The organism is Lactobacillus amylovorus DSM 20531 (genome assembly GCF_002706375.1).
Classification (GTDB): Bacteria; Bacillota; Bacilli; order Lactobacillales; family Lactobacillaceae; genus Lactobacillus; species Lactobacillus amylovorus.
Map to the genome: position 1 here is coordinate 254,336 of NZ_CP017706.1, position 11,880 is coordinate 266,215.

General features: G+C 37.9%; 10 protein-coding genes and 1 pseudogene. 2 read left to right on the top strand and 9 right to left on the bottom strand.

The annotated features are described in order from the left end of the window. Window positions 1-7 precede the first annotated feature (7 nt). The 7 genes from LA20531_RS01225 to LA20531_RS01255 all read right to left on the bottom strand — a co-directional run bounded on the left by LA20531_RS01225 (window position 8) and on the right by LA20531_RS01255 (window position 6,007). Window positions 8-823 (bottom strand): phosphatidate cytidylyltransferase, encoded by an 816-nt coding sequence (locus LA20531_RS01225; protein ID WP_013438143.1) that lies wholly within the window; start codon window positions 821-823, stop codon window positions 8-10. Window positions 824-828: 5 nt separating this feature from the next. After that, window positions 829-1,563, bottom strand: a complete 735-nt coding sequence (locus LA20531_RS01230) for an isoprenyl transferase (RefSeq protein WP_013438144.1) — start codon at window positions 1,561-1,563, stop codon at window positions 829-831. Between the two features lie 2 nt (window positions 1,564-1,565). Then, the gene (gene frr / locus LA20531_RS01235) at window positions 1,566-2,123 is read right to left on the bottom strand and encodes a ribosome recycling factor (protein WP_013642134.1); all 558 of its coding nucleotides are present in this window, start codon (window positions 2,121-2,123) and stop codon (window positions 1,566-1,568) included. Then, on the bottom strand, window positions 2,123-2,848 hold the full coding sequence (gene pyrH, locus LA20531_RS01240; RefSeq protein ID WP_013642135.1) for a UMP kinase: 726 nt from the start codon (window positions 2,846-2,848) through the stop codon (window positions 2,123-2,125). Before pyrH ends, frr begins: the two co-directional genes overlap by 1 nt. 137 nt (window positions 2,849-2,985) lie before the next feature. Beyond that, complete coding sequence (gene tsf / locus LA20531_RS01245; protein ID WP_056940206.1) at window positions 2,986-4,008, bottom strand: translation elongation factor Ts; 1,023 nt, start codon at window positions 4,006-4,008, stop codon at window positions 2,986-2,988. A gap of 33 nt (window positions 4,009-4,041) precedes the next feature. After that, a complete protein-coding gene (gene rpsB, locus LA20531_RS01250) occupies window positions 4,042-4,815 on the bottom strand; it encodes a 30S ribosomal protein S2 (protein WP_013438148.1) in 774 nt (257 codons plus the stop codon). A gap of 160 nt (window positions 4,816-4,975) precedes the next feature. Beyond that, entirely contained in the window at window positions 4,976-6,007 is a 1,032-nt protein-coding gene (locus LA20531_RS01255; RefSeq protein ID WP_056940205.1) for a GIY-YIG nuclease family protein, read from the bottom strand. 63 nt (window positions 6,008-6,070) lie between these two features. On the opposite strand from LA20531_RS01255, the gene LA20531_RS01260 reads away from it, so the two are divergent. After that, the gene (locus LA20531_RS01260; RefSeq protein WP_056940204.1) at window positions 6,071-6,685 is read left to right on the top strand and encodes a lysophospholipid acyltransferase family protein; all 615 of its coding nucleotides are present in this window, start codon (window positions 6,071-6,073) and stop codon (window positions 6,683-6,685) included. 124 nt (window positions 6,686-6,809) lie between these two features. Beyond that, window positions 6,810-7,985: an SAM-dependent methyltransferase gene (locus tag LA20531_RS01265; RefSeq protein WP_056940203.1), complete on the top strand. Its 1,176-nt coding sequence runs from the start codon at window positions 6,810-6,812 to the stop codon at window positions 7,983-7,985. Here LA20531_RS01265 and LA20531_RS01275 read toward each other — a convergent pair. Together LA20531_RS01275 and LA20531_RS01280 are read right to left on the bottom strand one after the other, a co-directional pair. Further along, window positions 7,896-9,689: pseudogene (locus tag LA20531_RS01275) on the bottom strand (IS1182 family transposase). The gene LA20531_RS01265 and the pseudogene LA20531_RS01275 sit on opposite strands and share 90 nt — an antisense overlap. 183 nt (window positions 9,690-9,872) lie before the next feature. Then, window positions 9,873-11,816 carry a M13 family metallopeptidase gene (locus tag LA20531_RS01280; RefSeq protein WP_056940613.1) on the bottom strand — a complete coding sequence of 648 codons (1,944 nt, stop codon included), beginning with the start codon at window positions 11,814-11,816 and terminating at the stop codon, window positions 9,873-9,875. Window positions 11,817-11,880 lie beyond the last annotated feature (64 nt).

Below are 11,880 nucleotides of genomic sequence, written 5' to 3' on the forward strand. Positions count from 1 at the left end.
AATTCTCCTAATGTACAATACCTAAAATAGCTGCAACAACAGGCAATACAAATAGCATACTATCAAAACGGTCTAAGATACCACCGTGACCTGGTAAGATCTTACCTGAGTCTTTAACACCATAGAAACGTTTGTATGCTGATTCAACCAAGTCACCCATTTGACCAACGATTGAAAGGATAAATGCCAAACCAACCATTGATAATTCTGAAACGCCAAATGTAATGTTGAAGTGACTCAAAATTGCTAAATAGATTGCACTAAAAATCAATGCACAAATTACGGCACCAATAGAACCTTCCCATGTCTTGTTAGGACTAATTACTGGCCATAACTTATGCTTACCGATCTTACGACCGATCATGTATGCACCAATATCAGTTGACCAAACAACTACAAATACATAACCCAATAAAGCTAAACCGTTTTGTGGGTATGCTCTGATTGCGGCCATGTAGTGGAAGCCGAGTCCAATATAAAGAGCTGCTAAAACATAAACACCAACATCATCAAAAGTTGTCTTGTTCTTGGAAAGAACAGTCCAAGTCAAGAAAATCATGACAATGCCATAAAATACACCCAACTTAGTTATATTTGATGGGAATACTTTGAAAAATGAGTCTGGAACAGTCCAGGTTAAAGTAGCAAGCAATGCTAAAACGAAATCAAATGATACCAAGAGTTGTTTTTTCATCAAAAAGATTTCACTAATACCAACTGCTGCAAAAAGTACAGTCAGCCAGTCCATCCAAAGACCGCCTGCTAATACAATTGGAATAAATAAGATTAAGGCAATAACTGCCGTAATTACACGTTGTTTCATATTAATTAACTATCCGATTCGTCTACCTTACCAAAGCGCCGGTTACGGTGCTTAAATTCATTAACAAATTGTTTTAAATCATCTGCATCAAAGTCAGGCCAGTTTTTATCACTGAAAGCCAATTCTGAATAAGCCAATTGCCAGAGCAAGAAATTAGAAATTCGTTGTTCACCTGAAGTTCTGATCAATAAATCAGGATCTTGGTATTTACCAAAATGACCGGTCATTAAATGATCGGAAATCATTTTTTCAGTAATATCTTCGCTCTTTAGTTCACCAGCTTCAATTAAGCCACCGATTTCTTGCATTGCAGAAGTAATTTCTCTTCTTGAGCCATAATTAAAGGCAAAATTAAGTACTAAGCCAGTATTATTAGCTGTTTCTGCCATTGCCCGTTGAACAATTTGATAAGTTTTTTCTGGAAGTTCATCCAAATATCCCATAATGTTAACCTTAACGTTGTTTTCCATTAAAGTTGGCATATATTTATCAAAAAAGCGTACGGGTAAATTCATCAAATAGGCAACTTCTTCTTTAGGTCTAGCCCAGTTTTCAGTAGAAAAGGCATACAAAGTGAGCACCTTAATCCCCAATTTATCAGCAGCTAAGGTAATGCGTTCAACATTGTCCATACCTTCGCGGTGTCCAACAAATCGCGGCTTATGGCGTTTTTTAGCCCATCTACCATTACCATCCATAATGATGGCAAGATGATTTAATTCATTATCCTTCTTACTCATGTTTAACCTTGAGTAATTTCCTTACGCTTTTCATCAGCAAGTTGATCAATCTTCTTGGCTGCATCATCAGTAACCTTTTGAACTTGCTTTTCTAAGTTGCGTTGTTCATCTTCGGTAATGTCGCCATCTTTTTCTTCTCTCTTCAAAGAGTTCATGGCATCACGACGAACGTTTCTAACGGCAATCTTTGCTTCTTCAGCGTACTTACCAACTTCCTTGGCAATTTCTTCTCTTCTTTCACCAGTAAGTTGTGGAATTACCAATCTAATAACCTTACCATCATTGGCAGGAGTTAAACCAAGGTTTGAAGCTAAAAGTGCATGTTCAATGTCATCCAAACTGTTTTGGTCGTATGGAGTAATCAATAAAACACGTGGTTCTGGAATAGTAATACTTGACATTTGAGTCAATGGGGTTGGTGCACCGTAGTATTGAACTTGAACATTATCAAGTAAAGCTGCGTTGGCAACACCAGCACGAATTGAAGCTAACTTCTTTTGATAAACCTTAATAGATTTATCCATATTTTCTTGTGCTTTTTTAATAGTTTCGTTGTTCATTATTTATTACCTCTAATTACAGTACCAATATTTTCACCCAAAACAACCTTCTTAATGTTGCCTGGTGTGTTAACGTTAAATACAATTAATGGGATTTCGGTATCCATTGACAATGAACTTGCAGTTCTGTCCATTACCTTTAAGTTCTTTGAAATCAAATCAAGTTGAGTTAATTCGCTGAACTTAGTTGCTGAAGGATCTACCTTAGGATCGGCTGAGTAAACACCATCCACACCATTTTTAGCCATCAAAATTACATCAGCACCAATTTCGGCAGCACGTAAAGCCGCGGTAGTATCTGTTGAGAAGTATGGATTACCAGTACCACCACCAAAGATTACAACACGGCCTTTTTCAAGGTGACGCAATGCTCTTCTTCTAATGTAAGGTTCAGCAATTTGTCTCATTTCAATTGAAGTTTGCATTCTAGTAGGAACACCAACTTTTTCAAGACCATCTTGTAAAGCTAAACCATTCATAATAGTAGCAAGCATACCCATGTAGTCGGCTTGAGCACGTTCCATGCCTAACTTAGCGCCAGTTTCACCACGCCACATGTTACCGCCACCGCAGACGATACCAATTTCTACGCCTAAGTCATGAACAGACTTAATTTCTTTAGCTAAGTGACCAATAACAGTTGGATTAATTCCAGTACCTTTGTCACCGGCTAAGGCTTCACCTGATATTTTTAAAATAATGCGATTATATTTAACTTGACTCATAATGCCCTCCTCTAATAGCTTTAATTATTCTAACATATATAACTATCTAATGTCTTTCAACTAATTAAAGTCAATAAAAATTTATAAAAAAAGAAGGAGCACTTACGTACTCCTCCTTTCATTAATAGTAGTAAAAACTACTTCATTTGTTCACGAACTTCAGCAGCAAAGTCTTCTTGCTTCTTTTCAATACCTTCGCCAACTTCGTAGCGAGTGAATGAAACTAACTTAGCGCCCTTTTCCTTCAAGAATTCGCCAACAGTCTTGCTGTCGTCCATGATGTAATCTTGTGACAATACTGCGAATTGCTTATCAACTTGAGTGTTGTCATCGATGAAGCGTTGCATCTTACCAGGAATGATTCTGTCCCAGATCTTTTCTGGCTTACCTTCTTCTTTAAGTTCAGCCTTGATATCTTCCTTAGCCTTAGCTAAAACGTCATCAGTCAATTGCTTTGCTGAACCGTAAACAAGGTGTGGTAATGGCTTCTTGTGTACCAATGCACGACTTTCGTTATCTTGGTCGATCTTGTGGTTCATCAATGCTAATTGTTCAGTGATGAAGTCATCATCTAATTCATCTGGTGAGATAACCTTAGGGTTCATAGCAGCAATGTGCATTGCTAAGTGCTTAGCAGTTGCAGCGTCTGCGCCTTCTAAGACAGTGATAACACCGATTTGGCCACCGTTGTGTTGGTAAGCACCAAATTCTTGGTCATCGTTCTTCTTTTCTAAGGCGAAACGACGTAAAACAATCTTTTCACCGATAGTAGCAGTTGCGTCAACAAATGCTTGTGACAAAGTCTTACCGTCTTCAGTCTTTAATTCGCCAGCTTCTTCAGCGTTAGCTGGTTCACCTTCAGCAATAGTCTTAGTAGCTTCTTTTACTAAGTTAACGAATTTTTCGTTTTGAGAAACGAAGTCAGTTTCTGAGTTAACCTCAGTGATAGCTGCTACATTACCAGCAACGTAAACACCAGTTAAACCTTCAGCTGCAACACGGTCGGCCTTCTTAGCAACCTTAGCCATACCCTTTTCGTGAAGGTATTCAATGGCCTTGTCCATGTCACCGTCAACTTCTACCAATGCCTTCTTAGCGTCCATAACGCCAGCACCGGTACGTTCACGTAATTCCTTAACTTGCTTTGCAGTAATTGCCATTAATATGTCCTCCTACAGAACTAACAGTAAAAACTAGTCTTCTGGGTTTTCTTCAGCGCTAACGATTTCGTCTGAACCATCAGCATTTTCTTTGAAGTCTACTTCAACAGTTTCGTCATCTTGACCTTGCTTACCTTCAACGATAGCGTCTGCCATTGCACCAGCGATTAAGCGGATAGCACGGATAGCGTCATCGTTTGAAGGAATAACAACGTCGATTGGGTCTGGATCGGTGTTGGTGTCAACCATAGCTACAACTGGGATACCCAAAATGTTAGCTTCGTGAACAGCGATCTTTTCCTTCTTAGGGTCTACTACGAACAATACATCTGGAATTCTTGGCATGTCTTCGATACCGCCTAAGAATTTTTCAAGCTTGTCCATTTCCTTAGTTAAAAGTGCAACTTCCTTCTTTGGTAATACATCGAAGGTACCGTCTTGTGACATTTCCTTTAATTGCTTTAATCTTCTAACACGACTTTGAATAGTAGTCCAGTTAGTCAAAGTACCACCTAACCAACGTTGGTTTACGTAGTATTGACCTGCACGAGTTGCTTCTTCAGCAATTGAGTCTTGAGCTTGCTTCTTAGTACCTACAAACAAGAATACGCCGCCGTCTTGTGCAACAGCCTTCATGAAGTTGTAAGCATCATCTAACATCTTGATAGTCTTTTGCAAGTCAATGATGTAGATACCATTTCTTTGAGTGAAAATGTAAGGAGCCATCTTTGGGTTCCATCTTCTAGTTTGGTGACCGAAGTGGACACCAGCTTCAAGCAATTGCTTCATAGTAACAACGTCTGCCATATTTAAATTCCTCCTATGGTTTTAAATCCTCTCAAGCGTTCATTTCATCATCTAACCACTACCTAGGGCACCACGATGATGATCGCTCTTGATGTGTTTTTTACTTATGCTTACACAGCATACTCGACTATTTTACAAGATTTTAGTCAATCTGACAAGACTAAAATTTAATATTATGATCCCGTAAAAATTTCTCTTTCCAGCTGCGAGAATGATGTTTAAACCAATACTCTCTCTTGAGTGCCAATCTTTTATCATCAAATTGTTCATGGTAAATCATCCGCACTGGTCGTCTAGCTTTAGTATACTTAGCACCCTTACCTTCATTATGCAGTTTTAAACGATGCTCAAGATCGTTCGTAAAGCCGCCATAAAAACTACCATCATTGCAAAGCAATACATAAAAGTAATATTTACCTTTTGCATCGTGCTTTGCTCGATCTTCATCGGTCTCACGCACAATCCGTTGAATAATTGGTTGAAATTCACCGTTTTGATCATGAACTTCAATTGCATCCCTCAACTCTGTGCCATCTGTTCCCGTATGCTTAACAGCTTCCACAATAATTAAATTAGTATTCTCACCGCGATGAGAAACAAAAGGCTGAATCATTTTAACGCTTAAATCATGCTTCATGCAGTAGTAACAGATCTCGCCTAGTCTTTCAGGCCGATGCACCATAAACATTTTTCCCTTCATCTTAAGAAGGCCGCTTGCCACTGCAATAATTTGTTCCAAATCGATCAATAATTCATGACGCGCAATTGCCTTTTTTCGATCCGGATTAACTTCATGCCCTTTTGGCGCCTTAAAATAGGGAGGATTAACAGTTACGACATCGTAGCTGTTCTTGCGTAAAAACTTAGGCGCATTTAAGACATTATCCCTATAAACTGAAATTCGATTTTCCATATCATTTAGTTCAACTGAACGAACAGCTTGAGAATAAACTTCGTCTTGAATTTCAATTGCATCATAGTGTGCCCGATTAAAATATGCCATATAGATAGTAGCCGCACAATTACCTGCACAAAGATCTGCCACTTTATCTCGGTCTCGAATTAATCCTTTAGCCCAATATGCTAAAAGCAAGGTATCCATTGAAAAACTAAAGGCAGTTTTATCTTGGATAATCCGCAAACTATCGCTGTACATGTAATCGATTCGTTCATTATCTTTAAGCTCAACCATAAAAATATTTGCCTTTCTTATCTATATATTTTTATAATAACTTAGAACAAATTGGAGGACAAAATGTTTTATAAAATTATTCGCCCCATCGTCCGTTTCATCGTTTGGGTGCTCAACGGACACTTGCACGTTCATCATAAGGATCACCTGCCTAAAGGCAATTATATTTTAGTTGCACCGCACCGTACTTGGTGGGAACCACTTTTGTTTGCTCTTGGTGCTAGTCCAATGGAATTTATGTTCATGGCCAAAATTGAACTATTCAAAAATCCAGTTTTGCGTTTTATCTTGAACCATGCTCATGCATTTCCGGTAGATCGTAAGAATCCTGGCCCCTCTGCACTAAAGGTTCCGGTTAAAGGACTAAGAAAAGGAAAACTTTCATTAATTATCTTTCCTTCCGGAACTAGACACTCTGCTGAATTAAAAGGCGGTGCATTGGTAATTTCTAAGATGTCAAAAAAGCCAATGGTTCCGGTAGTTTACCAAGGACCACTTTCATTTAAGGGATTACTTAAAAGAAAGCCAATGGAAGTTAACTTTGGCAATCCAATCACGATTGATAAAAAGACCAAGTTAACTCATGAAAATGAACAAATTATTTATAAACAGTTGGAAGATGCCTGGGACAAGCTTGATAAAGAACTAGACCCTAACTTCCACTATGTTGCAAAATAATATCAATGCTTAGTTAATAATCGCTTTTTCAAGCTGTGCTCATTAACTAAGTATTTTTTATTGCATAATTTTTTTTAGTGTTAAAATAAATAATTAGGTTTGATAATTATTGGAGGAAAGATAATTGTTAGAAAAAACATTTTACAAAATGATGCTTAGCAAGTCCTTCCCTTTTCCCGTTAAAGTAACCTACTGGGACGGTAAAAGCGAAGTCTACGGTAATGGTACTCCTGAAATCGAAATTGTCTTTAACGAAAAGATCCCTATGGGCGACATTACTAGAAATGCTTCACTCGCACTTGGTGAAGGATACATGGATAAGAAAATTGAAATCCATGGGGATATTCAAAAATTAATTTTGGGTGCTTACGAAAGTGCCGACAGTTTCATGCGTTCTTCAAAGTTCCGCAAATTTTTACCAAAGCAAAAGCACACTGAAAAGCAAAGTGAAGAAGACGTACAAAGCCACTACGATATTGGTAACGACTTCTACAAATTATGGCTTGATCCAACTTTGACTTACTCATGTGCTTACTTTGAAGATGGTAATGAAAATGATCTTGAACAAGCTCAAATTGCTAAAGTTCATCACATTTTAAACAAATTAAACCCACAAAAAGGCAAGACTTTACTCGACATCGGTTGTGGCTGGGGTACATTGATGCTCACTGCTGCTAAGGAATACGGCCTTAAGGTTACCGGTGTTACTTTGAGTGAAGAACAATACAGGTTGGTCCAAAAGCGTATCTACGATGAAAACTTGCAAGATGTAGCTGAAGTTAGACTTGAAGACTACCGTGAACTTGGTGATCAAAAGTGGGATTACGTAACTTCAGTTGGTATGTTTGAACACGTTGGTTCAGAAAACTTGCCTAAGTACTTCGCAGATGTTTACAAGTACTTAAACAAAGATGGTGTCGCTTTAATCCACGGCATTACTCGTCAACAAGGCGGTGCTACTAACGCTTGGATTAACAAATACATCTTCCCAGGTGGTTACATTCCAGGTTTGCAAGAAATCGTCGGCGATATCGTTGACAGTGGCTTGCAAATCACTGATATGGAAACTCTTCGTCGTCACTACCAAAGAACTCTTGAAATTTGGGACAAGAACTTCAATGCTGTTCGTGATCAAGTTGAAGGTAAAATGGGTGAACGTTTCACTCGTATGTGGGATATGTACTTAAATGCTTGTGCTGCTTCATTTGAATCAGGCAATATCGATGTTATCCAATACTTGCTTACCAAGGGCCCTTCTGGTAAGAATTTGCCAATGACTAGAGATTACATGCTTAAGTAATTTAAAAATATTAACGTGTCTGGGAAAAAACTCGATTTTTAGCCCGGATATAAAAACACAGAAATTCATTATTTTTAGTGAATTCCTGTGTTTTTTGTTTTTGAAATGAAAATTCGAAGGCTTTACCTTCTTGTTGGCTCCATATTTTTTCAGATTCATCGTCATAAACATGATTCCGACATCCGTTTCGACTTTCTTTTTACCTCTTAAATGCGTTCTCAGCATGCCAAATACACTCTTCATGTGTCCGAAAATTGGTTCCACATCTGACTTTCGACAGCCATAGATGCGTTTGCCTTCTTCGCTTTGAAGAGTCTCTTTTGCTTTTTCTTTTAAATACTGCTAGTTGGGATTGTAGTGAATCTGTCTTTGCCGGCCTGTTTTGGTTTTAGCCAATTGAGTCAGTTCTTCTGTTAATTGAAATTCATCGGCTTCATAGATCTTAAAGTTTCTAACCATGCCGGTAGCTCGATCTTTTCTCTGACTATAACATTTGAAGTTGAAACGGACGCCGGATTTATCTATATAATAGTCGTCTTTTTCGTTATAGTACCAATTGGCAATCTTGGTTGGGTCTTTCTTATACTTCCAAGTTTGTTATTTGTCGTATAAAGAGTAAGGGATTTGATAGTTCTTATCCGAATATTTCTCTTCTAGTAACGTGTAATTGTACTCGCTGCCATAGCCCGCATCAGCCACGATGTTTTGAAACTTGTCGAGAATTCCTCTAGACTCCATCTGCTCTAAAAACGGTTCTAATGTTCTGAAGTCAGTTGGGTTAGGGAATAGGTCAAAATCAACTACATATTGATTAGTAGTTGCCGCTTGAATATTATAGCCCAGCTTTAACTGGCCATTTCTCATATGATCTTCTTTCATATGCATGAAGGTGGCATCATGATCTGTTTTAGAATAACTATTCCGGCCAGCAAAGATCTCTTCAGCTTCTTCATACTTTTTAGCACGCGGAATAAAATCTTTGCGAAGTTTATGCAAGATCTTCTTTAATCCGCGACGTTTGACTTTATTCTGCGATCCACCCGGGATAATTTTAGGTTCCTTTTCGATCTCTTCCGATATCTTCTCGATTTCTTTTTCTGTTTCTTGAGCTAGGATCTCCAGCACTTGACTAGTTTGGGCTTCTTCTTCTGCCATGACTTTGACAACTTCTTTATTGATCAGCTCATCATACAAGGCAGACACATCTTCTTTTAACTTGGCATGGTACTTTTCGACCGCCTTTTTCCAAACAAAAGTATACTTGTTGGCATCCGCCTCGATCTTAGTACCATCAATAAAAACAGCACTTTCGCGGATTAATCCTTCATCTTCTAATAGTGAAGCAAAGTAGACGAAGCATTGTTTAATTACGTCATTAGCGTGGTTGCTTGATCTAAAGTTATTGATCGTGTGATAAGAAATATGTCTATTGCCAGCCAGGATAATCATCGGCAGATTTTCTTCTAGCATTCTTTCAATTTTTCTGCCTGAAAAAACTCTTCTAGAATAAGCAAAGAGCAAGATCTTAAGCATCATTGCTGGGTGATATGCTGGTCGACCAGTATCAGAAGTTGTTCCTAAGATTACCTCGTTAGGAATAGAATCAACGAAATCGCTGATAACACTGGCAATATGATTTGCAGGGATAGAAAAATCTAAATTTAATGATAAAGTAGTTTGTCCTGTGATATAATTTTGATACATGTTTAAGCCCACTTTCTATTGTTTTTTTGTGGTGATTAAATAATATCAAGGAATGGGTTTAAAGTATACAAAAAGAGCGATGACTTCTTATGAAGCTCATCGCTTTTTTCATGGCCTGGAAATTAGTTTTTTCCCAGACACTTACTATTTATTCACTTAGGCCAATATAGATTCTTGTTATTTTTACCAAATAGTTATTCTATCTTCTGGATCAAGCCACATGCCGTCATCCTTCTTAACGCCAAAAGCATCATAGAATTCATCTTGGCATTGAACCGGAATATTTACTCTAGTTGGTTGTGGTGCATGGACATCAGTTTGAACTTCAGTCTTAATTGCTTCAGAACGTTGCTTTTCCATCCAGCTTCTAGAATAGTTTTCAAACAAGTCCTTCAAGTCTGCACCATCATTTTTACCTGCTTGGACAGCACAAGCTAAACCAGCAAGGTCAGCAATATTTTCAGAAACAACTTGCTTACCGTTAATCTTAGCAGGGCCATATTGCAAACCATCAAAGATATCGATCATTTGACCAACACGCTTATTAAATTCAGCGAAGTCTTGCTTAGTCCACCAGTTGTTCATATTACCGTTCTCATCAAACTTAGCACCATTATTGTCAAAGGCGTGAGAAACTTCGTGACCAATAGTAGCACCGATACCACCGTAGTTAGCACCTCTTGATTGGTTAATATCGTAGAATGGCTTTTGCAAAATACCAGCTGGGAAAGTTAAATCGTTTCTTTGTGGGTCGTAACAAGCATTGTTCAAGTTACCTGGCATGAGCCATACTGAACGATCAACCGGCTTAGTCAATTTCTCTAGTTCATATTCGTTACGAACTTTACCCATAGCAGCTTCATTTTCATATAAGCTCTTTTCAGGATCTACTTGCAACAAGTCAAAAATCTTTTCAATTTTTTCTGGATAACCAATCTTAAGAACCAAAGCATTTAACTTAACAATTGCCTTTTTCTTAGTTTCATCAGAAAGCCAAGTATTATGATTAATTCTATCTTCGTAAACCTTAAGCATGTTGTGAATCATATCTTCAACATCATGCTTGGCTTTTTCACCAAAGTATTTCTTACCATAGAAAATACCAACCACTTCATCAAAGGCACTGTTAGCAATACGATAAGCCTGCTTAATTTGTGATGGCATTTCTGGTGCGCCTGTAATTGCTTGATTAAATGGAAACGCAGCTTCTCTAAACTTTTGTGACAAGTATTTAGCTGCACTATTAATGTATTTAACCAGCATCCAACCCTTGATTTTGTCAAAGTTTTCAGCATTGATCAATTCTTCAGCATGATCAAGGAAGCGTGGTTCCATCACAATTACACGCTTTTGCTTTTCAGGCAAAATATCATCTAAGAATTGAGCCATGTTAAATGACTTGAATTTAGCAATGAATTTGTCGTATGAAACTGGGTTGTAAATAGCTGCGTCGTCGGCCCATTCTTCAGTTGACTTAACAACCTTAGCCACCTTAGCGTCAAATGCCAAAGCATTTTCAACATATTCTCTAGCTTCAGTTTTACCAATACCGGCCATCATCAACAAATTAATGCTTTGATCTTGCAAGATATCCAAAAGCTTCTTAGCATCTTCAGTTTTGTAAGTAGTGGTATCTGGTAAGAAAGTGCTTGGACCACCAAAGTATAAGACATTAACGTCGGTATTCTTCATATCGGCATCGACGCCATAGACGAATGGCAAGATATATGGACCCATGTATAAGTCTTTAGCTTTTTTACCAAAGTCAGCAAAATCAGTTAATGATAATAACTTTTGCAAGTCATTTTGAATAGGATGTGCTTCTTCGGCATCCCTCTTCTCAAAATTCTTCGCAATCTTGTACAATGCAATTGCCTTATCAAAATCCTTAATCTCTGGCATCTTTTCTTTGCCTGCAGCAATATCAGCAAAGTCTTTCATCATTCTATTTTCAATCTTAATGTCTAGTTCTGAGTTGACACCAGTTGAAGTACGATCAGCAGGGATTTCAGCTTTAGAAAGCCACTCTGAATTAACAGCTAAATATAAATTATCTTGTGGTTTTGCATTAACATCTGGTTCAGCAACATCGCCCGCACCACCACGAACAGCGTAAAATCTTCTCATTTTTCCTCCTATGAATATTAATAATTATTTCATTCCTTTTAATCATTATAACAAAAAGACGTCT